The sequence below is a fragment of the Ensifer sp. 4252 genome (genome assembly GCF_050434565.1).
In the GTDB taxonomy this organism is placed as follows: Bacteria; Pseudomonadota; Alphaproteobacteria; order Rhizobiales; family Rhizobiaceae; genus Ensifer.
In genome coordinates this window covers 23,235-49,635 of record NZ_JBNDIU010000017.1, presented here as the reverse complement: position 1 = coordinate 49,635, position 26,401 = coordinate 23,235, and the positions used below count along the sequence as shown (strand labels likewise).

Sequence of the window (26,401 nt, the reverse complement as noted above, 5' to 3'; positions counted from 1 at the left end):
GCGCAAACCGCTGAAGGGCATCGTCGAGAAGGCGGTGCCCTTCTCCTTTTGTGGTCTCGCCAGATGCCGGCGGGCGTCGAAACGCCCCGAACCGCCCTTTGCCCGAACTTGTCCGATACCGACACCCGGCCTTTTCACCGCCGGCGCGTCGCAATCGGCAAATACAACCCAAAGGCGTTCTTTTCGAAAATTACGCATCCCTGGCGTTTCTTGTCAGATTACGTCAGTCGCGCCGGTAAATCTGTCGCATTCCTTACAAAAGCCGCAAAACCGGCTCGACAGCGGCTTTCCCGCCCCATGTCGCAATGCGAAATGTCTTTGCGGTCGCTGCTTTCCATGTCAATGTCGCAAACAGACAAGCCGGACGGTATCTTCCAAGCGACGAATATACGGCACCGCCAAGCATGGGAAGCCTCATGAACAAGCCCTTGACCAAAAAGCGTTCTCTCGTCTTCTTCCTGGTACCGAACTTTTCCATGCTGCCGTTTTCGGCCGCCATTGAAACGCTCCGCATCGCCAACCGCATGCTCGGCTACGAGGCCTATACATGGCGCCTCACGTCGACCGACGGCGAAAAGGTTCTTTCTTCGAGCGGCATCGGCCTGGAGGTCAACTCGTCTCTGGCCGACGAACGCAAGTTCCTGGGCGGGGAAAACCGTCCGTCGATGGTGCTGGTCTGTTCCGGCATCTATGTCGAGGATTTCAACAACAAGTCGGTCAATGCCTGGCTGCGCGAGGTCTACAACCGCGGCGTCGCCGTCGGCAGCCTCTGTACGGGCGCCCATGTGCTGGCCTCGGCCGGCCTGCTGACAGGCAAGCGCTGCGCCATCCACTGGGAAAACCTGCCCGGCTTTTCCGAGAATTTCCCGCAGGTCGACGTCTATGCCGACCTCTATGAGATCGACAGCAACATCTATACCTGCGCCGGCGGCACCGCCTCGCTCGACATGATGCTGAACCTGATCGACCAGGATTTCGGCGAGAACCTCGTCAACCGTGTCTGCGAACAGGCGTTGACCGACCGCGTGCGCGGCCCTCACGACCGCCAGCGGCTGCCGCTGCGCGCCCGTCTCGGCGTCCAGAACGCCAAGGTACTGTCGATCATCGAACTGATGGAAGGCAACCTTGCCGAACCGCTGTCGCTCCTGGAGATCGCCGAGGGCGCCGACCTGTCGCGCCGCCAGATCGAGCGGCTGTTCCGCCAGGAAATGGGGCGGTCCCCTGCCCGCTACTACCTGGAGATCCGCCTCGACCGCGCTCGCCACCTCCTCATCCAGTCGTCGATGCCGGTCGTCGAAGTCGCCGTCGCCTGCGGCTTCGTCTCCGCGTCGCACTTCTCCAAGTGTTATCGCGAACTCTACAATCGCTCGCCGCAGCAGGAGCGCGCCGACCGCAAGCTGACGCTGCAGATGGCGCGATAGAGAGCGCCAGAAGGATGACGAAGGGCGGAGTTTCCGCCCTTCGTCGTTTTGGGACACGGGCTGCAAAGTTTGCTGACTGCAAGTCCGCCCCTCCGTCATCCAGGCACCAACGTGCCGTGCGGCATGGATCCGCGGGTCAAGCCCGAGGATGACGAGTAGAGAAGTCGGCACGCCGCACCCCGCTTTTGTTCCCGCGCTTTTATGGCCTTGTTTCTGTCACCACGCCCCGGTCGGCAAGAAGTAGAGCTTGCACGCTCACCGCTGAGAGATGACTGTTTGCGGCATCTGCGAATCACGCCCCGAGCCGCAGGACATTTGTGGCTCTGCCGCAGACCCCATCGCGCCACCATCAGGAGCAACGCGCCATATGGCACCGGTCGAGATCAATCCCGCCAAGGTCCACGAATTCAGGGATTTCCAGAGCTTCTACGACTGGCTCGGCGCTCACCATCAGAGCGAAGACGAGGTTTGGATCAAGACCCACAAGGTCGGCTCCGGCCTTGCCTCGATCACCCCCAAGGAAGCAATCGACGTGGTGCTCTGCTGGGGCTGGATCGACGGGGTGCGCAAGGGGCTCGACGACAGGAGCTTCCTGCAGCGCTATTCGCCGCGCGGCAAGAAGAGCATCTGGAGCAAGATCAATGTCGACAATGTCGCGCGGCTGATTGCCGAGGGACGCATGACCGAGCATGGGCTGCGCCAGGTGGATGCCGCCAAGGCCGACGGGCGCTGGGACCGGGCCTATGCCAGCGGCAAGGACATGAAGATCCCCGACGACCTGCAGGCCGCGATCGACGCCGAACCCGAGGCCCGCGAAATGCTTGCCCGGCTCAGCGCCCAGAACCGCTTCGCGCTCGCGTTCCGCACCCACAACATGAAGACCGAAGCCGGCCGCAAGAAGAAGATCGAGACCTTCGTCGAGATGCTGAAGCGCGGCGAGACGATCTACCCGCAAAGCCGGAAGTAAGTTTTCGCCGGCAGGCCAATGGCGGCCCTTGCGACCGAACTCCACTTTGCGGCTCCTGTCGCTTGTTCGCATGCGCCATCGTGTGCGCCGCCTCGAACGACGAAGCGCGCGATGACGACGGCTATTGTGGCGCGCGCCCGAAGCGCGGGCCGGGCGCCGGAAGCTCCACCACGCCGGAAGCGCCAAAGCGGTTCACACCCTCGTCTCCCTTTAGAAATCCCAATACGACCAGACCAAACAGCGGACCGACGATCGGGACAAAGAGCGCGAGGTTCCACCAGCCGGACATTTCACGGTCATGCCAGCGCTTGACGCTGACGACCAACGCGAAGCCGATGCTCGCCAATAGGATAACGACAATAAGAAGGTGCATGTAACTGTTGCCATCGGAAGAAACGGTCTGGCCGCCGGTTACCGCCGCCAGCAGTGCCGCGCCGGCGAACACTGCGACGACGGTCGCGATCAGCAGCACAATCATCGCTAGCCACCAGGTCTGGCGCCCGATGCGACCGTCAAGACTCGTAAATGTCTGCAGATTCACCGCTTCCCCTCTCATAGGACCGCAGCCACGGCCCGAACGCCCAGGCACCAAACAAGGCCGGCGCCATCATCCTGCAATTCCAGCAGGCCCATTTCATCCTATATCGAAACTTCTGGGCGGCGCGCAGGTAGCTGCCAAGAAATAACACACCCTATGGCTGCGCAGCCACAGGGTGCAAAACGTCCCCGCTACGCTACCGTTCATCACGTGCGTGGTCACCGGCGAGCGATGGCCACGCACGGACAAGACAAGACGTTCAGACCCTATGCCCGAGCGTGAAAGGCGCGCTCCAACTCGGCGATATCGAGCTTGACCATGCCGAGCATGGCCTCGGTCACACGCCTGGCACGTTCGCGGTCCGAATGGGCGACCATGTCGCCGAGCGCCCTCGGCGTGATCTGCCAGCAGAGACACCAACGGTCCCGCAGCCAGCCGCATTGCTCCACTTGCCCACCGTTTTCAAGCAGCGCATTCCACAGGCGATCGATCTCCTCCTGACTGTCGCATTGGATCATGATCGAGAAGGAATGGTTGAACGGGTCGAGCGGTCCGGCTTCGAGCGCGGTGAACTGCTGGTTTCCCAGCGTGAACTCGATCACCTTGACGCTGCCCGCCGGCCCGCTCGGCGAATCCGCCGGCAGCACGGTCGTGCGGACAATCGCCGAATTGGGGACGAGCGAAACGTAAAACTCGACCGCCTTGAGTGCGTCCTTTTCGTACCAGAGATTTGAAACAACATTGGTCATATGCGGCTCCTCTTCGCAGGCCTGGATCAGGTCCAGCTGCTTGAAAGACGTCTCACCAATGCCAGAACCGACAAGGCCTCGTGATTTATTGGAACCACAAGAACCGGTCCGTAGCCAGACAGCGCGGATTGCCGCTACTACGACGCCAGCGCATCCAGCAAGGCCAGCTCGGAGATCACCCGGTTTCGGCCAGCGTGCTTGGCCATGTAGAGAAACTGGTCGGCCGCGTGCAGGTAGTTCTCGAAGGATTCCGGCGCCTCGATCGTCGCAAGGCCGATCGACACCGTAATCGACAGTTCCTCGTCATCCGCGATGATGCGCGATCTCGCAAGCTCGGTGCGCAGCTTCTCGCAGAACGTAAAGGCGCGCCGGACGTCGAAGCCGTTGAACAGGATGCCGAACTCCTCGCCGCCGAGGCGAGCGAGCAGGTGTTCGTCGCCGACCAGCGTCGTCAGCCGCTTGGCCACATGCTTCAACACCACGTCGCCGATCTCGTGGCCGTAGGTGTCGTTCAGCCGCTTGAAATGGTCGATGTCGAGAATGGCGATCGCCGTCGTCTCGCCGCGGCGCAGGCATTGCTCGACGAGGCGCGGGCCGGTCAGGAAGAAGTGGCGGCGATTGTAGATATCGGTCAGGTAGTCGCTCGCCGCCTGCCGCTGCAGCGTCTGCAACCGCTTCTGGATACCGGCGGCATAGGCGATGCGGCCGTTGAACTCGGCCTCCAGAAACGGCTTCTGGATGAAGTCCGTGCCCCCTGCCTCGAGGAACCGCGCACCGATTCGGCGGTCGCCGCTGTCGGAAAGCGCGATCACCGGCAACGCCTCGTCGCCCTGGCGCCGCCGTACCTCGGCAAGCAGCGCCGCCCCGGTCATATCCGAGAGATCAAGATCGGTGACGACGATATCGATCGCTTCGCCGGAATCGAGCACCTGCAGCGCATCGGCGGCCGAGGCAACTTCACACACCGAAATCCGCTGTCGGCGCAGGATGCCGGCAAGCTCGGCCCGCGACAGCGTGTCGGAGTCGGCAAGCAGCACCGTCGTCTTGCCGTTGGTCAACGCCCGGTCGACAGCACCGATCAGGAGATTGATCGATTCCGGCTGGTTCTTGATGACGCAGTCGAGCGCGCCGCGACCAAGGATCTGGTCGCGCGTGCTGTCGTTGAACGCCGCGGTGAAGACTACGGCCGGCACATGATTGGCGAGGATGAAATCGAGCGCCTCGCAATTGGGCGCGTCGGGAAGGTTAAGATCGAGCACGGCGAGCGAAAAGCTATCCGGGGCTGCGGCCATTTCCTGGCGCAGCGCCTCCAGCGAGGCGCAATGGGTGACACGGATGCCATGCACCGTTTCCAGGCCGTATTTCAGCGCGGTTGCAAACATGCGGGAATCTTCGATCAGCAGCATGCGCTTGTCGCTGTGCTTTTGCACAGAATTGATCCGACCTGGCGTGCGGCGCAATCTCACGTCCCTGCAAATCCCGATTTCGAGCCGCAGGCGTGCTGTCCCTAAAGGGCGACGCTGGCTCCCAATATACAATTATACCCGGCACGGATCGCGCCAGACGTTGTGTCTTGGCATGATCAGGCGTTACCGGGTTCCCCACCTTTGTTGCGGCCGATTGAAGACGGTCCGGATTGCAATTTCGTTAATGCGGCAACCGCAAGGAGTCTTTTCTCGCGACCCGAGCAATTTTATGGGTCGCAAGCGCAGGAAAGCTGCAAATGCGCCGGCATGTGTAGCCGACAGAGGAGCGCCGCCGCCTCGAAATGGAGGCGGCAGGCGGGCTCAAGGCGCCGACAAGACCGCGTATCGAGCAGTCAAAGCCACAGAGATCTGGCCCACCTTACGCGGGAACTTTCACCTTTTCGCTCAAGGTCTTGATCTTGGTCAGCGTATCGAGGTTCTGATTGACGCGGCAATAGAACTCCTCGTTGACGAAGGGGCGCACGACGAAGTCATTGCCGCCGGCCTTGAGGAAGCGCGCCGACAAGAGCCGGTTGGTCGAGGACGAGACGCCGATGATGCGCAACTGATGCGGGCCATAGGCGCTGCGGATGCGCCGCGTCAGCTCGAAACCGTCGATGTCGGGCATGTTGTAGTCGGTGATGACGAGGCCGATATCCGGATTGTTCTTGAGAATTTCGAGCGCCACGGCACCGTTTTCCGCCGAGCTGGTACGGAAATTGTAGCGCTTCAGCTGCGTCGTCAGAAGCGCGCGCGCCGTCGGGCTGTCGTCGACAACAAGCACATGGTGCTTGTGGTTGGTGAGAAACCGGCAAACCGATTCCGCCAGCATGTCGACGGCAAAGACGCTGTCCTTGATGACGTAGTCGACGATCTCCTTCGCCAGGATCTTTTCGCGGGTGCTTTCCTGGAAAGAGCCGGTGAAGACCACGGTCGGCACGCTCATGTCGATGAGATAGTTGAGCGCTTCGCCATTCTCGGCACCGGGCAGGTTGATATTGGAAATGGCCAGCGACGCCGGGAACGTCGCATTTTCGACGGCAAACTGCAGATCGTCATAATCGCGGCAGACGATGACGTCGATGTCGAACAGCTCCTTCAGCCGCTTCGAGACCATCGACGAAAACAGATTGGAGTCCTCGGCCAGCACGATGCGGTGCTCAGCAAGAGATTCACCGGAATAGTACATTCCGGAAACGCCGAAAAATGACATTGATCGCCTTTAAGTAAAGAGTGTCCCCGAAGCCATGCTAGAGGAGAAAGACTTTCCCGGCTGTTAATGAGCAGCCGGTGAAATGGCTGCTTGGCGCGCTTGCGTTCAGCTCTGGGCATACGACCCAATGGCCATACGGGGCCGTCAAGCCTTCGGCGTCGCGCCGCGCCGCTCGAGCGCGGTCTTGCGGATGATCTCCGCGATCTCCGGGTTGCTGCTGGACAGCATCTGGAAATCCTCCGAGTACAGCAACAGTAGCGAGACCTCGGTCGCCGAGCGGGGCTCGCCCGTAATCAGCGCCATCTCGCCGAAGAAGCTGCCAGCGCCTAGCTCCACCGGGTTCGGTGTCGCGATGCTGACGCGCCCCTCGACGATGAAGAACATCTGGTCGCCGGTCTCGCCCTTGCGGCAGATGACGGCGCCTGCCGGCACGACGCGGGGCCTCAGCGCCCGCACGATCTCGACGAGCGCGGCCGAGCAGGCCTCCAGATTGAGCCTGGTTCGTCCGGTCATGTCCGGTGTCGTGAGTGCAGCGACCACAACGAGCCCGATCGCGGCGAGCAGGCCGCCGAGCGGCGCAAAAATCTTCGAGAACGGCCGTGCCGACATTCAACGCTCCCGCAGCCTACCACCCTCTTAGAATAAGATGCTTCAGGCCAAGCGCAAAGGGGCCCACGAGACGGCACTGGAGCAGTGTTGACCTTGGCAAAAGCGTCGACGCGGCGCCGGCTCCCATCGCGTGGTCGAAGAGCCGGTTCAGCTTCACAGCCGGTCAAGACAAGGCGCTGACCGCGCGCATATTTCAGTATAAGATACCACCATGAGCGAAACTCAGGCCCTCTTCGACGTGTTGCGCCAGTCGGCAGCACCCGCCTTCGCCGATGCCATCGAGCGGCACGTGCGCGACGCGCCGGACCGCAAGCTCGGCCGCATCAATGCGCTCGCCTTTGCCGCCGAACACGGGCTGGACGAAGAAGCGACCATCGCCGGTTTTCTGCACGCCTCGCGGCTCGGCCTGTTCGAGCTCTCCTGGAATGTGCTCTGCCCCGGCTGCGGCGGGGTGCTCGACGCCAACACATCGCTGAAAACGGTACAGAGCGAGGCCTATACCTGCGCGCTTTGCGCCGCCGGCTATGAGCCGACCTTGGACGAGATGATCGAGGTGACCTTTACCGTCAGCCCGCGTGTGCGCCATATCGAGGCCCACAATCCGCACGAACTGCCGGCCGCCGAATATTTCCGCCAGATCTACTGGGGGTCCGGTGTCGACCTGCCGGACGATGATTTCGAGGAAAAGGTCGAGGAGTTCCTTATCGAGACGCTCGAACTGCCGCCCGGCGACAAGGCCGTCATTGCGCTGCAGCTTCCGGCCGAGTTCGTCATCATCTTCGAGCCGGTGACCCATGCGGCGCAGTTCCTCGACGTATCGGGCGAACCGACCAAGGAAAGGCGAAACCTGTCCCTGGTGTTCGACCGCACGCACCGGCACAGCGAGACCATCAACCTGCAGCCGGGGCCGCTGCGCATCCAGGTGGAAAACCATGCGGAGGTGCGCACTCTGCCGAGCGTCTGCGTCGCCGGCGAAGCGTTGCATGCGCTGCTCGGGCGCCGGCGCCCCTTCCTGACAGCCAAGCGGCTGCTCTCCAACCAGACATTCCGCGACATCTATCGCACCGACACGATCGACGTCGACCAGCGCCTGAAGATCACCAGCCTGACATTCCTGTTCACCGATCTGCGCGGCTCCACCGAACTCTACGAGCGCGTCGGCGACCTCGCCGCCTTCGACCTGGTAAAAGCCCATTTCACAGTGCTCAACGAGATCGTGGCCGCCGAGGCCGGCGCCGTGGTCAAGACGATCGGCGACGCCGTCATGGCAACCTTCCCGACACCGGACCGCGCCATCGCCGCAGCCATGCGGATGCGCGACGCAATGCGCGAGCTCAACCACGAGCGTAGCAGCGAGGACCTTCTGTTGAAGATCGGCATCCACGAAGGGCCCTGCATCGCCGTCAGCCTCAACGAGCGGCAGGATTACTTTGGCCAGACGGTCAATATCGCCTCACGCGTGCAGCACCTTGCCACCGCCCAGGAAATCTTCGCCACCAGCGCGGTGCTCAAGCATCCGGCCGCCGCCGACCTGCTCAGCGAGCGCGGCCTCAACCCGATGACCCACAACGTCACGCTGCGCGGCATCACCAACGAGATCAGTATTTTCGCCATACCTTGAACGTGGTGCTGGCAACGGCGTTCGGCGTACGGCTCACGACGCCCAGAATTCCGCGAGATCGAAAAGCAGGGAGGGCGAGTACGCAAACAACGCACCGCTGCCGTAACCAATGAGCCCGAAGAGGGCCGCTCCCACCCAGCCATGTGTTTGCCAGCCATAGGCAATCCCGATGGCTGTCGCCGTGCTGACGACGGAAACGATCCAGATGCCGCGCATGACCGATTGCAACGCCTTGCCCAATTCCTGCCTCTCCTGCGGGCCCGCGTTTCAAATGTGGCGCACCGGGCAAACCGCAAAACCTCAGACGTACTGCGGACAACCGCCTTCGTCTCTGCATTGTACGTAGTGACACCTGCACGCTGTAACCAGAGGCGCCGACGCGGCGTCGCACGCCGGTTCGCCCAACGACACTGAAGACCCGGAGGCATCGTCGCACGCCGACCCATTTGCTTGCACCGGGATCGATTTAAGACGAAATCCATGCGGCGCGGATCGGCACCTTAAGGCGTCCTTGCGCGTGGCATTCAATGACATGGCAAGGCGGGGGTGAACACCGCCACGCTGCGCGCGATCTGCGCCGATCGGGAGCTATGAGCGACTTGCGCCGGTCCCGCGGCCGGGTTGGGAGGTTCGTTTGGGCCGGCGGATGGCTCTGACCTTGCCGCTTGCGCCACCGCCGCAGAAAAAGCGGTCGCCGCCATCGGCCTCGAGCCCCGACACGCCCCTGCCGGCCGGCATGTCGAGCCGCTCCAGCACCTCGCCCGTTTGCGGATCGATCCGCCTGACATCGCTGTCGTCGCCTTCCCAGGTGCCGTGCCACAGGTCGCCGTCGACCCAGGTGACGCCGGTGACGACGCGATTGGATTCGATCGTGCGCAGGATGGCGCCCGTCTCGGGATCGATCTGATGGATTTTTCGGCCCCGATGCTGGCCCACCCAGAGCGTGCCTTCCGCCCAGGCAAGGCCGGAGTCGCCGCCATGGCCCGGCGCCGGGATCGTCGAAAGCACGCGGCCGGTCTTCGGATCGATCTTCTGGATGCAATCCTCGGCGATCTGGAACAGGTGCTGCCCGTCGAAGGCCGTGCCCGCATGGGCGGCGACGTCGATGGAGCGCACCGTCTGCCCGCTCTCGGGGTCGAGCGCATTCAATTTGTCGCCGGTGGCAAACCAGACGTGATGGCCGTCAAACGTCACGCCATGCACCTGATCAGCACCGGGAAAGGGACCATATTCGCGAAGAATTTCGGCAGTGGTTCGTTTCATCGTTTTTATCCTGATGCATGTCTCGCCCGAACGTGTGCAGCGGTTTAGGGACAACGACATGCATAGCAACAATGGCTCAAGGCACGTCGCATGAATCCAATCGCATGCGACCTACCTTAGTCGCTCGGCAGCGGCCCGGGGAGTAACAACACTGTCGGGAATCCCGGCACCGGCGGCGTCATCCAGCGGCGCGCCCGCCCTTGCCCGATCGGCTGCACCTTGCCGGCGGCGCAAAGCGTGTCCAGCGCCCGCTGCACCGTGCGCGGGCTCGCCCCAAGCGCAATCGCCAGCGCCGAACTCGCCCACGCCTCGCCATCGGCGAGCAAGGCAAGCACCGCGCCGTGCTGCCCCTCGACGGGCGGCGCCAGCACCGCGACCTCGCGAGCGTGCCGCGGCACCAGTGCAAAACCGCGCGCTGTCGCGCTTACTTCGGCCACATCCCGCAGCTCTGCCCGAAGGCGCCCGATCTCGACGCGCAGTCGCGCCCGGTGCGATTCATCGGCATGCTTCGCCCGGAAGGCGCGCGCGAGAAGCGCGCCCCTCGAAGCATCTCCCGGCCAGGCTTCGGCCAACGCCCTGGCAAGAGCGAAGAGAACCGGGCGCGTTGAGAGCGGCACGATCCTATCATCAATCCGCACGGCATGCCGGCATGCATCGACGACCAGCGCGCCGGATGCCAGCAGCGCCTCGGCCTCTTCGAGCAACAACGCCCTCTCCCCGCCCCGGGCGATCAGGCGCCCTGCCGGCCTGGCAAGCGCGAGGAAAGCGCCTTCGACTTCAGCGGTCAACGCCGGAATGCCGGCTTCGCGCGCCGCCCCGCGCGCCAGTGCCAGCTGAGAGCGCGCCGTCTTCGTCTGCAGGCGCCTGATAGCGATGCCGGCGACAATGAGAGCGTTGGCGGCCCGCGCAGCGGGCGGCAGCGGCGTCGGGTCGAAACCGGCAAGCGCTCGCTCGGCATCATCGAGGCGGCCGATCAGCACCAGACGACGGACCTGGAGATTGCGGGCATGGGCGGCGTTGACCCGGTCGCCATGGGCCTCGAGCGTCGCCCGCGCCGTCTCAAGCGCCTTTTCGGGCCAGCCGAGGTCGCGCGAAACGAGCGCAATCTCGGCTTCGGCCACGACACATCGCGCCCGTGCCACCGCCTCCCTCGGGCCGAACGCGCGGGCCGCACTTTTCAGCAGGGCCTTTGCGCGCGGGAAGTCGCCGAGCTGCGCCATCGCGATCCCGCGCAGTGCCAGCGCCGGCGCGTCGTCGCGAAGTGCTACGCGTTTCAGTGCGCCGAGCGGATCGCCCGTCGCCAGCGCCCGCGCCGCAGCCGTGATCAGCGAGTCCATCGCAATCCCGTCAAACTTGTAACTCCCGCACTCTCGGCTTCCGGCGCTAACTGTACCCGCAGATCGGCAACGACCTGCAAGACCGACAACGAATGGATAGCCGAAAATGTCGACACACAGAACCGGAACGTTCGGGGGGTGGCGAAGGGCGATAGCGCTTGGCGCGGCCGATCGGCTCTCGCTCTTCGCCAGCCCGACCTTCGCGTTGATGGCGCTGCTGACCGGCATTCTGAGTGCTGGCGAGCCAGACATGCTGTGCACGACGTCGTCCGCGTCCCCGCTGACGGGAATGGTCGCGATGTATGCGCTGATGAGCGCCATTCATTTCGCGCCCTGGCTGAGGTTGATCGCTGGGCGGCAAAACTCTGACCAACGGCCGTGAAGCCGATCGTTGCTACGCCACAAACATCTCAACACGAGGAGACCGCCCATGCAGAACGAAATCGTTTCACCCGAGGCGTGGCTGAAGGCGCGCCTCGACCTGCTTGCTGCCGAAAAGGAATTCACCCGGCAACGGGAGGCGCTGGCGCGGCGCCGCATGAAAATGCCCTGGTAGCGCGTGGAAAAATCCTACCGGTCCGAAGGGCCGGCTGGCGCTCTGTCGCTTGCCGATCTCTTCGACGGAGCCGTCGGCATTCTTCTGCAGTTCTGCAACCTGCGAGGAGCGACTGGCCCGCGGCATGTTGCGGATCAGCGCGTGGGTCGGACGATCATAGGCAGTCAGCGACCAGTATTGCTCAACCGGGACATTCGCCGGCACCGTCAGCCGGTAGGTCTTGTCTCCCTCCTTGCTGCACAAGGCTGATCCTCAAGACCAGCACGACCCACGAGGGGCTGCCCGCCTTCGCTCCTTACGTTGCAGACCCATTCAGCACCAACACCTCACCATCGGCCGGGATCCTCAGCTTCATCGCGGAAATACCGCGTGCCTCGGCAGCCTCGCGCAGGTCCTGCCGGCTGATCGTTGCATGGTCGAGCGCCTCCATGTGCGTGGCGACGACCACGGCATCGCCGGATGTTTCGCAGACGGCAACGGTTTCCTCTGCGTCCATGACGATCAGGTCGCCATCCCAGCGCGCGCCGCAGGAATGGGTGACGACGATGTCGGGCTTCGTCTCGGCGATCACGCTTGCCACCGGCGGGTAGAGCACGGTGTCGCCGGCCCAATAGATCGAAGGTTCGCCTTCGGCTCCAAGCGTGAAGCCCATGACCGAGCCCATCAGCTCGACGACCGGCCCAAGGCCGTGGCTGCCCTCGCGCCGCGTCAGCGTCAGCCCCTGCCAGGTGGCGCGGTCGGCAAGCGGGGTCACGGCGGTAAAGCCCGCGGCGCGGATTTCCCCTTCGTCGCCCGGCTGACAGAAGATCGGCAGATGCTTCGGCAGCCGTTCCTTGGCCACATCGTCGAAATGATCGGAATGCAGGTGCGAAACGATCACCAGCTCCACGCCATCGAGGATCGCCTCGATCGTGACCGGTAGCTCGACCATCGGGTTTTCCGACCGATTGGCGAAGGATGGCAGGCTGTGTTTCGGCGCCAGATAGGGATCGATCAGCACCGTGCGTCCGGCATAGTCGAGCTTCAGGGTGGCGTTGCGGATCAGCTGCAGTTTCATGGGGTGCATCCTTGGTGGTAAGCGGCCGTTTGTCGGTAGCCGGATCGTTGCGATTGCCGCGGTAAAATCAAGCCCCGAAATGCGGCTTTGCCGCACCCCCTCAGGATGCGCGCAGCAATACCTGTAGCGCCGAGCGGAGCCGCAACCGCTTTTCTTTGGCCTGCAGGGCTTTGGTCTCTACAGGGTGCGAACGTGGGGCAAGGTCTATCTGCACCGCTTCAGCCTTTATCCCAGCGTGCCGCTGCCGCTGTTCATCGCAGCTTCGATCTGTCTCGTCTACATCAGCCGGGAACAGGCCGGCCACAGCGCGGCGCGAGAACAAGCTTTGGTCATCGGCGCAACGCGCATGCAGCAAGCCGGTGATTTCACCACGGCATACCCATCGTCGCCGCACCTACTTGGCGGAAGAAATCGCGATATCCCTTGCGGCGGCGATGATCCGTTCAGCGGTCGGAAAAGTCCCGAGCTCCTCCGGCCCGCCGCGCGCCTCCAGCTTCGCCCAGGCAATGCGGCCCAGTCCATCGACGAGGAAATGACCGACGAGCTGGGTGCCGTGGTTTTCGAAAATCGAGCGATCGACGTCCTGGAGCTCGAATCCATCCTTGGCATTGAGCACGGTATTGGCCTCCATCGGCGGCATCGGCTCGGCCATTTCGCCGTTCGGGTTGATACGCGCGGCAGCAAATTGCTCGAAGCTGGCATGGAACGGCCATTGCGGCTTCTCTCCGCTGTCTGTTGCCGCGAAGACGACGCGCGGCACGCCGAAATCCCGATGCGTGCGGCAGTCGGGATCGCACAGAACCGTGACTGGCGTCGGCTGGAACTGGAGATAGAGCCGCGCCCGCTCCACAGGCGTGTTGATCACCGCCACCGTCTCGACACCCGCCTCGAGCAAGGCGGGCTGGAGTGCTGAAAACTGCCGCAGCTGACGCCGGCAGAATGGACAGTGTAGACCGCGAAACAGCCCGATAAGGAAAGGCCGGCCGCGCAGGTCCGCAAGCGAGACTGCGTCTTCGGCATTGGCAGCGGGTAGCGAAAACGCTGGAGCGGCGTCCCCCGGGCGCAGTGCAGGAAGCTCATTCGCCATGGACAACCGTCCTCCTTCCAGAGCAATTCCAGCAAAACTGCGGAACGGTTTTGCGTCCGGAACTGCGCACAAACAAAGCGATAGAGCGTTTCCACCATTGGTCTGTACCGGAAACGCTCTGCTGCATAATTCCTTAAATCGGAGTCGATTTAAGGAATTATGCAGCAAATTTATAACGTTACAGCGTCCTTAGCACGCCATACCTGGCGCGCGGCGCTGTAATGTCACTCGCCGATCAGGTCGTCTCGTGACCATCACGGTTTGCGCGGTGTTCTCACCGCCAGTTGCAATCCCAGGGCTGCCCGCGGGCGGCCCGGTGGCAAACGAAGGTGCGGCCGCAAGAATGCGTTGCCGATCTCACCGTGCGTCCGCGCCCCGTGCCGCGCTCCAACGTCTGCCGGGCTGCAAGCTGGGCGCTGGCTGGGCAATTGCCAAAGGTTTTCTTCCTGATGTCCGCCGGTGGGCTGATGGCATTCTGTGGCGCGTTCTTCGCCGGCGTCTCTTCCGTGCTGCGGGTCTTCGACGACGCGGGAAGTTTCGCCTCGCGCTTGATGTCAACGCAACGGCCGCTCTTCAACTGCTGGTTTTGGGCGCAGGCAAGCGGGCAGATCCGCGCTTTTTGCGTGCGCAAGCGCTCCAGCACGCCATCAGATGGTTCGAGCGCCGCAAGCTCGACCTTGCTTAGCCTGGCGAACTGCTCCAGCGCGCGGCGACTGCCCAAACCCCAGAGCCCGTCTTCGCTACCGGCGCGGCAGCCGACACGGTTCAGCTCCTTCTGGATCGAGCGCACCAGTTCGCGGTCCGGCTCACCAGTTTCAAGCGTCGGGTTTTCGGTGGCCGGCGGCAGCGTCAGTGCGGCCACCTGCCCCGTTTCGGCCGGAAGCCCCCCGGCAGGCGGCGTTTGCGGTTTCGTAGCCTCGGCTTCCAGCTGGGCGGCCGCCTCATCGGCTGCCGCACGCTCGATGATCCTGATTTTCGCTTTGGCCAGCGAAACGAACGCACCGTCGGGATATTGCTGCAGATAGGCGTCGAACAGGTCGCGGTCCGAGGATCCCTTGATCGTGTCCCAATAGGCAAGCTCGGCGGCATTGTCGCCCTTGCCACTGGCGACCGACGCGGCGGGTTCCGGTGTCGTGGAGGGCTTCAGCACCACCTCGCCCGTCAGCGAGGAGTTGTCCCAGGGCACCTGCTTGCCATCCGTCTCCTCCAGCACGTCACGGCGCACGTCGATCAGCTCGCGGGTGATGTCGCGCCCCGGCTTGCCGAGGTGACGCAGCAGTGCCGCCGTGAAAGGCGAGTTACGCCCGGCGCCATCGAGCGCGACGTTGCCGGGCTGGGTGGCAAAGGCGATCAGCGAGCCGATGCCGGTGCCGACCTTCGCCAGCCCCCGGCCGATCGAGCTGGAGCGTGTGCCCATCGAACGGGCCAGATTGACCGCCAGCGGATTGTCGCGGCAGGCATCGAGGAACACCAGATTGACCCGCGTTGAGCGCTCCATCGCCGTAAGGATCAGGTTCATCGGCACCGCCTCGAATTCGAGGTCGATATAGGAAAGAAGCTTGGCGTCGATAGGGGCGATATAGTTCTCGCCGTTCACCTGCAGCCCGTGGCCGGCATAGTAGAACAGCGCCAGATCGGCGCCGTCGAGCTTGCCGACGAAATCGCGGATCGTGTTGCGGACGCCGGCAAGATCGAGGTCGCGGCCGACGACGACCTCGAAGCCGAGCGCTTCAAGCTTGGCCGCCATGTCGCCGGCATCGTTGTCGGGGTTGGGCAGCTTCGGCACGTGTTGGTAGGCCGAGTTGCCGATGACCAGCGCCACTCGCCTTTCGGCAAGCGCCTGCGAACATATCAGCACCAGGAAGAGCGTCATGACCACGCGAAGGCAATGCATGCCATACCCCCCGGGCATGCCCATGCATACCCCTTGAAAGTCGCCTGCCCCGCCGCCGCGCATCGGCCGATCATCTGAAGGGTGCGGTCCATTGCCGGCCCTGTCAATACAGCCAGGCCGCCCTTCCGATACCCGTTCTGCACGAATGCACTTGTAGGGCTCGTCCCTGGATTAACGGGCCATGGCCGCATTTCATTCAATTGCCAAATGGGATTAGCGCGCTCTAACCCCTTCTGCTTACGGCGCCATGGACGTCAATTTTCAGAGCAATGGCAGCAGGCGCCGGCACGAGCGCGCTTCTCAGGAAACCCGCCCGCTTCCCTGCCGTCGCCCGCACGAAACAGAAAACGGCGCCGGGTGGTCCCGACGCCGTTTCGAATTCCGTTTGAAGAGCTGCGCTTACTTGACGATCGCCGAGCCGTTGACGATCTCGACATTCTCGTCGCCCTGCAGGCCGATGCGGTCGCCGCTCGGCGTGGTGACGAAGCAGCCGCTGGGGCAGATCATCTCCGTCGCGCCGGCGCTGATCGCCACTTCCATGCGGCTTTCGCCCTCGACGACAACCAGAACAGCAGTCTCGCCATCCTTGTTCGTGACAGTCGCGGCCGAAACCGCCCCTGCCACCAGCACGCCGGAAAGCAAAGCAATCACAAATGTCTTCATCGCCCATCGACGCCCGCGGCGCCGCCCTTTTGCACAGCCGGCCGCCCCGTCGGACAAGCGACGGTGGCTCCGGCCACCTCTTCAGCCCGTGACAGCCTAGACCGTCAAAAGAAGAATTGCATGCTTTTTATCGCGGGCAGGCTGAATAGCGGCTGAACGCTCCGTTTATCAGCGGTTGGGGTTTGAGCGGCGGCTGGAAGCGCGGCGCTTGCCGCCCTCAGCTTCAATTTCTTCGTCGAGCGGCGCCGCGGAAGCGGCTTCCTTCTTGGAGGCAGCGGCCCGCGTCTCGGCCGAAGTTGCGCCCTTGGGCTCGCCGACCGTCTCCGGCTCGTGGCTCTCGATGCCGGTCTGGTTCTCGATCGGCACGTCCTCGATCTTCAGCGGGAACGGCGCGCCGATGCCCTCGTCGCGGAAGCGCTCGTAGATGGCGACGCGCAGATCGTTGCGCACGCCGCCGCCGGTCAGGACGTCGGCCACATAGATCCGGAGCTCGAAGGTCATGCGCTCGTCGCCAAAAGCGGTAAAGCCGACGGTTGGCGACGGGTTCTTCAGCACCATCGGATGGGCGCCGGCGATCTCGGCCAGCAGATCCATGATCCGCCGTGGGTCGCTGGCGTAAGTGACGGTGACGGCGATTTCCGAACGGCCGAGCTTGTTGCGGTGCGTCCAGTTGCCGACCGACGCGTTGATCAGCAGCGAGTTCGGCATCATGATCGACTGGTGCTGGAAAGTCTCGATCTCGGTGGCGCGCACCGAGATGCGCTTGACGAAGCCTTCCGTCGTGCCGCTGACGATCCAGTCGCCGACCTTGAACGGGCGCTCGACCAGAAGGATAAGGCCGGAGACGAAGTTCGAAACGATGTTCTGCAGACCGAAACCGACACCGAGCGAGAGAGCACCGGCGACGAGCGCGAGATTGGAAAGGTCGATACCAGCAGCCGAAAGGCCGATCAGACAGGCAAGCCCGACGCCGATATAGCCGATGCCGGTACGGATCGAGTTTCTGACGCCCGCGTCCACCCGACTGCGGGCCATGATGTTGCCGTCGATCCAGCGCTGCACCCAGCGGGTGACGACGTAGCCGAGCGCGAAAAACAGGATGCCCGCCATGATGCCCATGAGCGAGATGGTGATGGTGCCGATCTTGATCTCGGTGATGGCGCGATAGGTCCACGACTCGATGTCGGCGACCTGAAAGCCCCACTGCAGCAGGATCAGCGGAATGAAGAACAGGGTCACCAGCGCGTAGATGCTGAGCCCTGCCGCCAGGCCCACCTGGTCGAGCCCGACCTGCTCCAGCTTGTAACGGCGTTCGAGATAGCGCCCCGCCGCCGTTTCGGCGAACGCGCCCTGGCGGGAGACCGCCTTGCCGGTGAGGAAGCCGATATACATCATCACCAATATGGCGCCGGTAATGATGATCTGCGTGGCGATGAAGCGGGACAGGCCGACATAGCCGGTAGCGGCGGCGATGATGAGCGACGCGCCAGTCAGGATCAGAACGATGGAGACCAGACGCGGCCACGGGCGACCTGGCGCATCGAAAGGCTCGTCGTGCCTGAGCGTCGGCTTGATCCAGGCCGAAGCAATGATGATCAGACCGATGATGACGGAGGCGATGAAGCTCTTCACCACCGTCAGCACGACCGGCGAGCCGAGCGCTTCGCTGATGCCGCCGAACATGTAGTCAAGGCCGTTGACCAACGCCATGGCGAAGATTGTGACCAAAAGCACCTTGGCCCCGCGATCCGACACGCGCACGAGGCGCCAGCGCGAGTCCGACGGCGACAGCACCGCATTGGCGAGCGTGGTCACGAAGAATCCGACCACGGTGACCGCAAGCGCAATCGCGATGATCGGCGTGATATCGGAACGCAGCACGTTGAAACTGTGCAGGAAGAAGAAGCTCGATAGGGCAAAGGCGGCTGTCGAAATGGTCGGAATGAATGTCGACCAGAAGGCAACCGACAGACGCCGGAAATAGCTCGGCTCCTCGTCAGACTTGTCGTGGTGGATATAGGGTGAAAACAGCTTGTTGCTGCCGACGAGGAAGACGAGTGCGGCACAGATCGACAGGAAGATCGCGGTCAGCATGGGAATCCGCTTGTACTTCCAGACGAAGGTCAGCCAGCTCGTCGTGCTGCGCGACAGCACCTTGGTTTCATTGGCCGTTGCCGACAGCGCCTCGTCGAACATTTCGACCGATACATCGGTGTTCTTCAACAGCGTGTTGGAAAACAGCGCGCGTCGCGTCGCCGTGATGCCGTTCGACAGTTTCGTCGCCTGAACCGAAAGGCTCTCGGCCTCCCCGGTCAGCGCATTGATTTCGCCGCGTTCGGCAAGCAGCCGTTTGCGCTCGGCGGTAACGATGTCGGCCTCGGGCGGCTGTCCCTCGCCCGGTGGATCGCCGAGTTCGGTCAGCCGTGCCTTGATCTCATCGAGCCGCGGACGCGTGGAGATCGAGGTCGAGATAATCTGCTTGGCGACGGCATCGACCTGTACCTTGAGCTCGGCAAGCGCGATGTCATCATCACTGGCCTTGGCAACGAGGTCCTTCAGCCGCGCCAGTTCCTTGCCGGCGTGAGCCAGCTGCTCCGCCGCCTGGCTCTGGCCGGCAGCGGCAGCAAGGGCCGCGTCGGTCGGCTGCGCCGGCGTCGCGGCGTTTTGCGCTGGTTGTGCGGCACCCGCTGCGGGCTGCTGCGCGTTCGCTGCCGGCTGCGCCTTGCCGTCGGCGGCCGGCTGCGCGTTCTGGGCGGGCTGGGCGCCGCCCTGAGCAGGCTGATTGCTGGTCTGTGCCGGGGCTTGAGCGGGCGTCTGGGCGGGTTGCGTCGTCGTCTGCGCCGGTTGGGCGTTCTGCGCCACGACGGTGCCGGCACCGGCCAGCGACAGCAGGCAGACAGAAACAGCGAGCAACTTTACCACGAAATGCAATTTCAAAACCCTCGGAAGCCCAGATCTCGCCCGGATGCGGAATCGCGCCGGGCAGTCATTACAATGCGGTTTGAATACGAAAGACGGCGGAAAGATGCAAAGACACGGTAAAACATGCCGTCACATCCGGCAAAACCGTCAGAATCCCGCGCCCGGCTGCGCCAGATAGGCCAGTTCGGCCGCCGTCGACGTCCGCCCGACAAAGGCGTTGCGGTGCGGGAAGCGGCCATAGGTCTCGATCACTTCACGGTGCCGGATCGCATAATCGATATACATGGGATCGCCGAGCTCGGTGAAAAGCTTCACCGCCATGGTCTGATCCGTCAGGTTCTCCGAATGCTCGAACGGCATGTAGAAGAACGCCCGCCACTCCGGCCGAACCGCCATGTCGGCGCCGGCGCCGACCGCGAGCTTGGCTTCCCTGAGCGCCAGGCCGTCGGTCGCAAAGGCAAGCGGCGTCGCCCGGTACATGTTGCGCGGCAGCTGATCGAGAAGCACGATCGCCGCCAGCCGGCCTTCCGGCGTCGCCCGCCAAACGTCGCCGATCTCTCTGGCAAGGGCGAGGTGCGATGTCTGGAAGCGCTGGAAGCAATGTTCGTCCAGCTCGCGCGACGGCTTGAACCAATGGTCGAGCGACAGTTCCTCGAACCAGAATTTCAGCACTTCATCCGGGGTGCAGGCCTCAGCTTGATGGGTCATTCGCTCCTCATGTCGCGCAGTAGGTCGAGATTGGCCCTAGAGATAGGCGGCAATCGCACCGTGTCCATGCCTTACGCGCGCCGCTTCAGAATGGCAATAAAGGCGATGCCGCCGACAAGCCCGGTGATGACGCCGATCGGCATGTCCTCGGGCGCCATGACGACGCGGGCAAAGAGGTCCGCCCAGATCAGCACCAGCGCGCCGACGAAGGCCGAAAGCGGGATGACCCGGACATTGTCGCTGCCGGCAAACAGCCGCACGAAATGCGGCACCATCAGGCCGACGAAGCCGATCGCGCCGGAAAAGGCGACCATGACGCCGGTCAGGAGTGCGGTGACGACGAAGAGCACGAGCCGAAACCGGCGAACGGGAATGCCGAGCGTCGTTGCCGTCTCGTCGCCCATGGCAAGCGCATTGATCTCGCGCGCCCTCAGCACGAGATAGCCGAGGCAGGCCGTCAGCACCACCGTGGGATAAATAAGATGCGGCCATTGCGCCAGCCCGAGACCGCCGAGCATCCAGAAGATCACCGTGTGCACCGCCCTTGGATCCCCAAGGAAAATCATCAGGTTGCCGATCGACGTTAATGTGAAGGCGACGGCGACGCCTGATAGCACCAGCCTGTCGGCATTGCTGCCGAGCACGCGTGTGACGAGCGCCACGAGCGCGGTCGCGACCAGCGCGCCGGCAAAGGCAAACAGCGGCACGGTGGCAAGGCCGAGGATGAGGCCGGTGTGCAGCAGCGCGATGATTGCGCCGAGCGCGCCGCCGGAGGACACGCCGAGAAGATGCGGATCGGCAAGCGGATTGCGCGTCACCGCCTGCAGCACGGCGCCGGTCAGCGCCAGCCCGGCCCCGACCAGCCCGGCAAGCACCACGCGCGGCAGGCGCACATCCCAGACGATGCTTTCGCGGCCGGCCGACCAGGCAACGTCGACGCTGCCAGGCGACAGCTTCGAGACGATGATCGACCAGACGGTCGAGACCGGGATCGGCGCCGAGCCCAATGACACGGCGGCAGTGATCGTCAGGCACAACAACAGCAGCGCCGTGAGAAAGGCGGTCGTGGTTTTCACAGTCCGTCCCTGGTCAGATATTGGAGTGGAAGGGCGGGGACATGCGAAAAGGCATGCCCCGGGAGCATGCGGCAAGGCACGCCCCCGCTGACGCCTCAGTTACATCGCCTGCCCGTGAAAGGCCTTGGCAAGCCGCGCGATGGCATCGATGTTGCGCGGACCCGGCGTCGCCTCGACATAGTCGAGCACCACGAAGCGGTCGTTCTTGACGGCGTCGATGTTCTTGAAGGCCGGGTTGCTCTTCATGAAGGCGATCTTCTGCTCGGCGGTCACCTCGCCATAGTTGACGATCACCACCACCTCGGGGTTCTTGTCGATCACCGGCTCCCAGGAAATCTCGGTCCAGCTCTTCTCCACACCGTCCATGACGTTGACGCCGCCGGCCGCCTCAATCATCGCCGTCGGAATGCCGAACCGGCCTGATGTGAACGGCTTCTCCTCGCCGGAATCATAGACGAAGACACGGGTCGGGCGCTCGATGCCGCCGATGCCTGTGGTGATCTTGTCGAGATCGCGGCGATAGCCGTCGACGAGCGCCTGCGCCCGGTCCTCGACGCCGAAGATGCGGCCGAGATTGAGGAGATCGGCGAACATGTCGTCCATGACAGGCTTGCCCTTGGCCATGACGTGGATGCAGGATTCGGTCAGCTCGTAGACGTTGATCTTGAAGGGCTCGAGCGTTTCCGGCGTCACCTCGCCGCCGACCTTCATGCCGTAGTTCCAGCCGGCGAAGTAGAAGTCGGCGTCGGCATTGAGCAGCACTTCCTTGGTCGGATACTTTTCCGAAAGCTCCGGCAGCGCCTTGACGCCCTCGCGCAGCTTTTCGTCCAGCGTCTTCCAGCCGGAAACGCCGGTATAGCCGACCATGCGGTCCTGCAGCTTAAGGGCCAGCATCATTTCGGTGAGGTTGACGTCGTTGGAAACGGCCCGCTTGGGCGCCGCCTCGAAGGTCACCTCGCGGTTGCAGCTCTTGACCGTCACGGGATAGGCAAGCGCCGGCGCGGCGCCAAGCGTGAGAAGCAGAAGGGCGGAACTGGCAAATAGGGTCTTCATGATGGCATCGATCCCTGTCGAGCGAGTGAAAAGGAAAAGCGCGCGCCGCTGGCAACGGCGTTGCTATGGGCTGTGGCGGTGACGCCGAAGGCGGCGGAAAGCGCTTGCGGGTTGAGCACGTCTTCGGGCGAACCAAAGGCCGTCATGCGACCCTCCGTCAGGATCGCCACGTCGGTCGCGAATTCCGCGGCCAGGTTGATGTCGTGCAGCGTGGTGACGATCGTCAGCTGCAGCGTCTGCAGCAGCTCGAGAATTTCGAGCTGATGGCGGATGTCGAGATGGTTGGTCGGCTCGTCCAGGATGATGATGCGCGGCTGCTGGGCCAGCGCCCGGGCAATCAGCACCCGCTGCTTCTCGCCACCCGAAAGTGTGGAGAATTGCCGTCCGGCAAGGTGAGTGAGATCGAGATGCTCGAGCGCATGCGCCACCGTCTCGCGATCCCTCGCCGTCCAGCCGCTCACGCCTTCCCGCCGGGGTATGCGGCCCATCATCACCACGTCGCGCACGCTGAAGGGAAAATCGCTCGGCATTTCCTGCAGCACGACGGCAATGATCTTGGCCGCCTCGCGCGCCGTCATCGCCCAGATGTCGACCCCATCGACCTCGATCGTGCCTGCCGTCGGCTGGGCCGAGCGATAGAGGCAGCGCAGCAGCGATGTCTTGCCGGCGCCGTTCGGACCGAGAATGGCAAGCCGGCTGCCGGGCGTAATGGCAAAGTCGACCTCGCGGACCAGCCGCAGATCCGGGCGCGGACCCCAATCCAGGGCGCGGACCCGAAGGCCGGCGCCTGTCGCGGTGCAGCTCATTGGCTTATCCCTCCCCGCGCCATCATTGGAAAAGCCCGCCGATGTCTTCGGAGACCAACAGCGCTGCCGGTATGCGCGCCAGCGTCTTGCCGTTGAGCCCGCGCGGCCGCTCGGCCGCCCGCGTCATGCCGTCGTTTCGCTTGGCATAGGCCGTGGCGAAAGAAACAAGATCATCGATATCCTCCTCGGGCGAGATGTCGCCGAACAGGTAGGTCGCCTTCCCCGTTGCCTGGAAAGCGATGGTGCAGGGCCTCGTGCAGGCCGCCATACAGACCGTTCCGGCAATGGAGAAATCCCGGTCGAGCGGCTCGCCGAGTGCGGCAATGCTGCGGTTCAACCGCTGGATGAGATCCGCGCCCGGACGGCAGGGGCCGCCGGTGAAACGGCAATCGGTGCAGACCGTTATCTTGTGCTGCCGGGAAACCGGGTTGGCCATATCTCTTCTCCGCCGGATTGGTCCGGAGAGAATGTGGCAAAGCGGCATGATGACGGATGGCCGTCGCGCAAAAACCAGTTCTTTTCCATCGGAACACCCCGTCCGTTGTGGTTGATCGGTTCGATGGCAGGTCTCCTGGCTCGCGGGTCGCGGCGCATCCACGTCTTCCCGGCTGAACGCCAGTGACATGGTGTGAATGCGCTTTCCGCTCACAGTTGCGGGGGCAGCCACGGTTTCGGCCCCATCAGGGTCGTCCGCTCCGTGTTCCCTTTTCAGCCGCTTCCGCATTGTCGCGGTTGCAGCACCATCACCGCCTTCGTCGCACACTTCGGCGGAGGTGACAACCGCCGGGACAGGTCGGCCGAGGCATATCAACATGCGGCTTTTCATCATGCGCAATCGTTACGAAATAACATTACATCATTCAACAAAAAAATGGCCCGAAACGAAGGGGAGGCAAAGGCCTCCCTTTGTCGGCCGAGTTGGCTGGCGAACTCGCCCGGAACTGCCAACGGGCGTATTCTTCGATGGTGCCGGTGTGGAAAGGAGATCTGCCATGGCTGCCTATCTGATTGCGGATGTCGAGGTCACGGATGCCGCGGCTTTTGAAGAATACATACGGGAGGTGCCGGCAACGGAAGCGCGTTATGGCGGCCGATATTTGGGCCGCGGTGGCGCGACCCGGGTGCTCGAAGGCGACTGGGAGCCGCATCGGCTCGTCATTGTCGAGTTCCCGGAAATGCACTCCTTGCTCGAGTGGTACAACTCGCCGGAGTATCAACGCCTCAAGGCGATCCGCGAACGCTGCGCGAGGACGCGGATCATGACGCTGGAAGGCGTTTCCGCATAGCGCGGTCCCGCCAGCCGCCACCGCCCGAATGATCAATCGCCACGGCACCGGAGGCGCCGGAAAGGTCCTTGTATCGAACTGGGGGCGATTGGTTTCCCCTGTCTCGGCACGCCGGGGGAAAGCCCTTCCAAAGCACCGAGGCGCCAGCCGGTAACGCCATCCGTTACTGTTACGTACTTGAAGAGAGGCACAATCGGTGATGTGCTTTCGAAGGAAGTGATCGCGCCATTCAGCAGATGCACAGCGACTTACGCCGGCATCGCCCATATTTCGGGCGCCGACGACACAATTTCTCATGCGACGTAGTATCCAGCCTGTCCGCGTAAGTCCCGAATGCGAGTAATGGCAAACCAGCTTTCTGAAGGGGATGACAGTGAATCCAATAGATTTTTTCGTTGAGACACTCCGCACCTATCCTGCCGTCGCCGTCTTTCTTGCGCTCGGCATCGGTTTCCTGATCGGTCCTATCAAGATCGCCGGGTTCAACCTTGGAAACGTCACCGCCACGCTTCTGGCGGGTGTCGTCATCGGACAGCTGGGGATCCAGGTTTCGGGCGACCTGAAGTCGACCTTGTTCCTTCTGTTCCTGTTTGCCGTCGGCTACGGCGTCGGCCCGCAGTTCGTTCGCGGCCTGAGCACGGATGGGCCCAAGCAGATCCTCTTTGCCCTGTCGGTATTGGTGCTGTGCCTGATCGTGCCTTATCTGTGCGCCCTCATCGCCGGGCTGCCGCTCGGCTATGGCGCAGGCATGTACGCCGGCTCCCAGACGATTTCGGCGGCCATCGGCGTTGCCAGCGACCAGATCAACGCGATGGGCTTGAGCGCCGAACAGGCCAAGACCTACACCGATCAGATCCCGATTGGCTATGCGGTGACCTATATCTGGGGCACCATCGGCTCGGCGATCATCCTGGCACAGCTCGGGCCCAAGCTACTCGGCATCGATCTCCCGGCCGCCTGCAAGGAGTACGAGGCGAAGCTCGGCGGCGGCGCCGAGAGCAGCGAACCCGGGATCACACACGCCTACCACGACTTCGGCCTCAGGGCCTATCGCGTCGAAGAGGCGAGCGGGCTCACCGGAACGCCGGTCAAGAACCTGCTTCCTGGCATCCGCGTCTTCGTCGAACGGTTGCGGCGTGGTGGCCAGATCATCGAAGCGGATGGTAACACCGTGCTGCAGCCGGGCGACATTGTCGCCTTCTCCGGCAGACGCGCTTTGCTCGTCGAGCACCTGGACTCCAAGCTCGTTGAGGTCGAGGACAAGGAACTGCTGAACGCCGAAGCCGAGGTCGTCGACGTCTACGTGACCAGCAAAGCGCTCGCCGGCAGGACGCTCGCCGACGTCAGCACCGAAGATTGGGCCCGCGGCGTCTATGCCCGCAAGATCATGCGCTCGCTGGTCGAGATCCCGGTCCTGCCCGGCACGACCGTCGAGCGCGGCGATATCGTCACCCTCGGCGGCGCCAGGAGACATGTCGAAGCGGCGATCAAGGCGCTCGGCTTTGCCGATCGCCCGGTCGAAACCACCGACATCGCCTTCCTCGGCTGGGGGCTCTTCATCGGCGCGATGATCGGCGCCCTGACGATCACGATCGGCGGCATACCGATCGGCCTGTCGACCTCCGGCGGCGCGCTTCTCGCCGGGCTTGTCCTTGGATGGCTTCGCACCACCTACCCCGCCTTCGGCAGAATTCCTTCTCCGGCGCTGTGGCTGTTGAACACACTTGGCCTCAACATCTTCATTGCCGTCGTCGGCATCGGCGCCGGCCCCGGCTTTGTCGCGGGACTGCGCGAAGTCGGCGTTTCCCTGCTCCTGTGGGGCATCGTGTCGACATCAGTGCCGATGATCGCTTCCGTCTTGATCGGCCACTACGTCTTCCGTTTTCACCCCGCGATCCTGTTTGGCGCCTGCGCCGGGGTGCGCACGACAACGGCGGCACTGGGCATGATCCAGGAGGCGGCCAAGAGCAAGGTTCCAGCACTTGGCTACGGCATGCCCTATGCGATCGGGAATACTCTGCTGACTATTTTCGGCCTCGTCATCGTCATCATGCTGGCACCATCCGGCGGGCCGTAAGCTTAAGAGCATCGCACCGAGAAACAGAGACC

24 protein-coding genes, 2 pseudogenes and 1 riboswitch are annotated in these 26,401 nt (G+C 63.3%); of the genes and pseudogenes, 7 read left to right on the top strand and 19 right to left on the bottom strand.

Annotated elements, in window-relative coordinates:
• The first annotated feature begins 416 nt into the window (after positions 1-416).
• Entirely contained in the window at positions 417-1,421 is a 1,005-nt protein-coding gene (locus ABIE33_RS25415) for a GlxA family transcriptional regulator (RefSeq protein WP_429130581.1), read from the top strand.
• Positions 1,422-1,788: 367 nt separating this feature from the next.
• Positions 1,789-2,388 (top strand): YdeI/OmpD-associated family protein, encoded by a 600-nt coding sequence (locus ABIE33_RS25410; protein WP_429130580.1) that lies wholly within the window; start codon positions 1,789-1,791, stop codon positions 2,386-2,388.
• 121 nt (positions 2,389-2,509) lie between these two features.
• On the opposite strand, the gene ABIE33_RS25405 is transcribed toward ABIE33_RS25410, so the two are convergent.
• From ABIE33_RS25405 to ABIE33_RS25385, 5 genes and pseudogenes are all read right to left on the bottom strand, one after another.
• The gene (locus ABIE33_RS25405) at positions 2,510-2,929 is read right to left on the bottom strand and encodes a DUF805 domain-containing protein (protein ID WP_429130579.1); all 420 of its coding nucleotides are present in this window, start codon (positions 2,927-2,929) and stop codon (positions 2,510-2,512) included.
• Positions 2,930-3,192: 263 nt separating this feature from the next.
• On the bottom strand, positions 3,193-3,675 hold the full coding sequence (locus tag ABIE33_RS25400) for a VOC family protein (RefSeq protein ID WP_429130578.1): 483 nt from the start codon (positions 3,673-3,675) through the stop codon (positions 3,193-3,195).
• Between the two features lie 137 nt (positions 3,676-3,812).
• Positions 3,813-5,105, bottom strand: coding sequence for a diguanylate cyclase (locus tag ABIE33_RS25395; RefSeq protein WP_429130577.1), 1,293 nt, complete (start codon positions 5,103-5,105; stop codon positions 3,813-3,815).
• 415 nt (positions 5,106-5,520) lie between these two features.
• Positions 5,521-6,354 carry a response regulator gene (locus ABIE33_RS25390; RefSeq protein WP_429130576.1) on the bottom strand — a complete coding sequence of 278 codons (834 nt, stop codon included), beginning with the start codon at positions 6,352-6,354 and terminating at the stop codon, positions 5,521-5,523.
• 144 nt (positions 6,355-6,498) lie between these two features.
• Positions 6,499-6,831: pseudogene (locus tag ABIE33_RS25385) on the bottom strand (cyclic nucleotide-binding domain-containing protein); the annotation flags it as partial.
• Positions 6,832-7,174: 343 nt separating this feature from the next.
• Here ABIE33_RS25385 and ABIE33_RS25380 point away from each other — a divergent pair.
• On the top strand, positions 7,175-8,584 hold the full coding sequence (locus ABIE33_RS25380) for an adenylate/guanylate cyclase domain-containing protein (protein ID WP_429130575.1): 1,410 nt from the start codon (positions 7,175-7,177) through the stop codon (positions 8,582-8,584).
• Between the two features lie 33 nt (positions 8,585-8,617).
• Here the strand turns inward: ABIE33_RS25380 and ABIE33_RS25375 are convergent, their stop codons facing one another.
• The 3 genes from ABIE33_RS25375 to ABIE33_RS25365 all read right to left on the bottom strand — a co-directional run bounded on the left by ABIE33_RS25375 (position 8,618) and on the right by ABIE33_RS25365 (position 11,184).
• Positions 8,618-8,824 carry a hypothetical protein gene (locus ABIE33_RS25375; protein WP_429130574.1) on the bottom strand — a complete coding sequence of 69 codons (207 nt, stop codon included), beginning with the start codon at positions 8,822-8,824 and terminating at the stop codon, positions 8,618-8,620.
• A gap of 348 nt (positions 8,825-9,172) precedes the next feature.
• Entirely contained in the window at positions 9,173-9,847 is a 675-nt protein-coding gene (locus ABIE33_RS25370; protein WP_429130573.1) for a glutamine cyclotransferase, read from the bottom strand.
• A 116-nt stretch (positions 9,848-9,963) separates the two neighbouring features.
• Positions 9,964-11,184 carry a helix-turn-helix domain-containing protein gene (locus tag ABIE33_RS25365; protein WP_429130572.1) on the bottom strand — a complete coding sequence of 407 codons (1,221 nt, stop codon included), beginning with the start codon at positions 11,182-11,184 and terminating at the stop codon, positions 9,964-9,966.
• 106 nt (positions 11,185-11,290) lie between these two features.
• Between ABIE33_RS25365 and ABIE33_RS25360 the strand changes: the two genes are divergently transcribed.
• Together ABIE33_RS25360 and ABIE33_RS25355 are read left to right on the top strand one after the other, a co-directional pair.
• A complete protein-coding gene (locus ABIE33_RS25360) occupies positions 11,291-11,566 on the top strand; it encodes a hypothetical protein (RefSeq protein WP_429130571.1) in 276 nt (91 codons plus the stop codon).
• 48 nt (positions 11,567-11,614) lie between these two features.
• Positions 11,615-11,740 (top strand): DUF899 family protein, encoded by a 126-nt coding sequence (locus tag ABIE33_RS25355; protein WP_429130570.1) that lies wholly within the window; start codon positions 11,615-11,617, stop codon positions 11,738-11,740.
• A gap of 60 nt (positions 11,741-11,800) precedes the next feature.
• On the opposite strand, the pseudogene ABIE33_RS25350 reads toward ABIE33_RS25355, so the two are convergent.
• From ABIE33_RS25350 to ABIE33_RS25300, 11 genes and pseudogenes are all read right to left on the bottom strand, one after another.
• Positions 11,801-11,971: pseudogene (locus ABIE33_RS25350) on the bottom strand (DUF1214 domain-containing protein); the annotation flags it as partial.
• A gap of 64 nt (positions 11,972-12,035) precedes the next feature.
• On the bottom strand, positions 12,036-12,797 hold the full coding sequence (locus ABIE33_RS25345; RefSeq protein WP_429130569.1) for an MBL fold metallo-hydrolase: 762 nt from the start codon (positions 12,795-12,797) through the stop codon (positions 12,036-12,038).
• A gap of 394 nt (positions 12,798-13,191) precedes the next feature.
• A complete protein-coding gene (locus tag ABIE33_RS25340; protein WP_429130568.1) occupies positions 13,192-13,884 on the bottom strand; it encodes a peroxiredoxin-like family protein in 693 nt (230 codons plus the stop codon).
• Positions 13,885-14,158: 274 nt separating this feature from the next.
• Complete coding sequence (locus ABIE33_RS25335; protein WP_429130567.1) at positions 14,159-15,778, bottom strand: caspase family protein; 1,620 nt, start codon at positions 15,776-15,778, stop codon at positions 14,159-14,161.
• 399 nt (positions 15,779-16,177) lie between these two features.
• Positions 16,178-16,441: a hypothetical protein gene (locus ABIE33_RS25330; protein WP_429130566.1), complete on the bottom strand. Its 264-nt coding sequence runs from the start codon at positions 16,439-16,441 to the stop codon at positions 16,178-16,180.
• A 168-nt stretch (positions 16,442-16,609) separates the two neighbouring features.
• Positions 16,610-19,372: a mechanosensitive ion channel domain-containing protein gene (locus ABIE33_RS25325; RefSeq protein ID WP_429130565.1), complete on the bottom strand. Its 2,763-nt coding sequence runs from the start codon at positions 19,370-19,372 to the stop codon at positions 16,610-16,612.
• A 138-nt stretch (positions 19,373-19,510) separates the two neighbouring features.
• A complete protein-coding gene (locus ABIE33_RS25320) occupies positions 19,511-20,071 on the bottom strand; it encodes a DUF924 family protein (RefSeq protein ID WP_429130564.1) in 561 nt (186 codons plus the stop codon).
• 71 nt (positions 20,072-20,142) lie between these two features.
• Complete coding sequence (locus tag ABIE33_RS25315; RefSeq protein WP_429130563.1) at positions 20,143-21,147, bottom strand: FecCD family ABC transporter permease; 1,005 nt, start codon at positions 21,145-21,147, stop codon at positions 20,143-20,145.
• Positions 21,148-21,246: 99 nt separating this feature from the next.
• On the bottom strand, positions 21,247-22,200 hold the full coding sequence (locus ABIE33_RS25310) for an ABC transporter substrate-binding protein (protein WP_429130562.1): 954 nt from the start codon (positions 22,198-22,200) through the stop codon (positions 21,247-21,249).
• On the bottom strand, positions 22,197-23,006 hold the full coding sequence (locus tag ABIE33_RS25305; protein ID WP_429130561.1) for an ABC transporter ATP-binding protein: 810 nt from the start codon (positions 23,004-23,006) through the stop codon (positions 22,197-22,199). Before ABIE33_RS25305 ends, ABIE33_RS25310 begins: the two co-directional genes overlap by 4 nt.
• A 22-nt stretch (positions 23,007-23,028) precedes the next feature.
• On the bottom strand, positions 23,029-23,442 hold the full coding sequence (locus ABIE33_RS25300) for a DUF1636 family protein (protein WP_429130560.1): 414 nt from the start codon (positions 23,440-23,442) through the stop codon (positions 23,029-23,031).
• 108 nt (positions 23,443-23,550) lie between these two features.
• A riboswitch (cobalamin riboswitch) is annotated at positions 23,551-23,766 on the bottom strand.
• A 232-nt stretch (positions 23,767-23,998) separates the two neighbouring features.
• Here ABIE33_RS25300 and ABIE33_RS25295 point away from each other — a divergent pair.
• Both ABIE33_RS25295 and aspT read left to right on the top strand, forming a co-directional pair.
• The gene (locus tag ABIE33_RS25295) at positions 23,999-24,292 is read left to right on the top strand and encodes a DUF1330 domain-containing protein (RefSeq protein ID WP_429130559.1); all 294 of its coding nucleotides are present in this window, start codon (positions 23,999-24,001) and stop codon (positions 24,290-24,292) included.
• Between the two features lie 373 nt (positions 24,293-24,665).
• Positions 24,666-26,369: an aspartate-alanine antiporter gene (gene aspT / locus ABIE33_RS25290; RefSeq protein ID WP_429130558.1), complete on the top strand. Its 1,704-nt coding sequence runs from the start codon at positions 24,666-24,668 to the stop codon at positions 26,367-26,369.
• The last annotated feature ends 32 nt before the right edge of the window (positions 26,370-26,401 follow it).

What these genes read in the sequence shown, in the direction of transcription:
- ABIE33_RS25305 (WP_429130561.1), bottom strand. Translation starts at nt 23,006, where the DNA reads ATGAGCTGCACCGCGACAGGCGCCGGCCTTCGGGTCCGCGCCCTGGAT.
- ABIE33_RS25390 (WP_429130576.1), bottom strand. Translation starts at nt 6,354, where the DNA reads ATGTCATTTTTCGGCGTTTCCGGAATGTACTATTCCGGTGAATCTCTT.
- ABIE33_RS25380 (WP_429130575.1), top strand. Translation starts at nt 7,175, where the DNA reads ATGAGCGAAACTCAGGCCCTCTTCGACGTGTTGCGCCAGTCGGCAGCA.
- ABIE33_RS25320 (WP_429130564.1), bottom strand. Translation starts at nt 20,071, where the DNA reads ATGACCCATCAAGCTGAGGCCTGCACCCCGGATGAAGTGCTGAAATTC.
- ABIE33_RS25370 (WP_429130573.1), bottom strand. Translation starts at nt 9,847, where the DNA reads ATGAAACGAACCACTGCCGAAATTCTTCGCGAATATGGTCCCTTTCCC.
- ABIE33_RS25345 (WP_429130569.1), bottom strand. Translation starts at nt 12,797, where the DNA reads ATGAAACTGCAGCTGATCCGCAACGCCACCCTGAAGCTCGACTATGCC.
- ABIE33_RS25340 (WP_429130568.1), bottom strand. Translation starts at nt 13,884, where the DNA reads ATGGCGAATGAGCTTCCTGCACTGCGCCCGGGGGACGCCGCTCCAGCG.
- ABIE33_RS25400 (WP_429130578.1), bottom strand. Translation starts at nt 3,675, where the DNA reads ATGACCAATGTTGTTTCAAATCTCTGGTACGAAAAGGACGCACTCAAG.
- ABIE33_RS25330 (WP_429130566.1), bottom strand. Translation starts at nt 16,441, where the DNA reads ATGAAGACATTTGTGATTGCTTTGCTTTCCGGCGTGCTGGTGGCAGGG.
- ABIE33_RS25415 (WP_429130581.1), top strand. Translation starts at nt 417, where the DNA reads ATGAACAAGCCCTTGACCAAAAAGCGTTCTCTCGTCTTCTTCCTGGTA.
- ABIE33_RS25365 (WP_429130572.1), bottom strand. Translation starts at nt 11,184, where the DNA reads ATGGACTCGCTGATCACGGCTGCGGCGCGGGCGCTGGCGACGGGCGAT.
- ABIE33_RS25335 (WP_429130567.1), bottom strand. Translation starts at nt 15,778, where the DNA reads ATGCATTGCCTTCGCGTGGTCATGACGCTCTTCCTGGTGCTGATATGT.
- ABIE33_RS25310 (WP_429130562.1), bottom strand. Translation starts at nt 22,200, where the DNA reads ATGAAGACCCTATTTGCCAGTTCCGCCCTTCTGCTTCTCACGCTTGGC.
- ABIE33_RS25360 (WP_429130571.1), top strand. Translation starts at nt 11,291, where the DNA reads ATGTCGACACACAGAACCGGAACGTTCGGGGGGTGGCGAAGGGCGATA.
- ABIE33_RS25295 (WP_429130559.1), top strand. Translation starts at nt 23,999, where the DNA reads ATGGCTGCCTATCTGATTGCGGATGTCGAGGTCACGGATGCCGCGGCT.
- ABIE33_RS25355 (WP_429130570.1), top strand. Translation starts at nt 11,615, where the DNA reads ATGCAGAACGAAATCGTTTCACCCGAGGCGTGGCTGAAGGCGCGCCTC.
- ABIE33_RS25410 (WP_429130580.1), top strand. Translation starts at nt 1,789, where the DNA reads ATGGCACCGGTCGAGATCAATCCCGCCAAGGTCCACGAATTCAGGGAT.
- ABIE33_RS25300 (WP_429130560.1), bottom strand. Translation starts at nt 23,442, where the DNA reads ATGGCCAACCCGGTTTCCCGGCAGCACAAGATAACGGTCTGCACCGAT.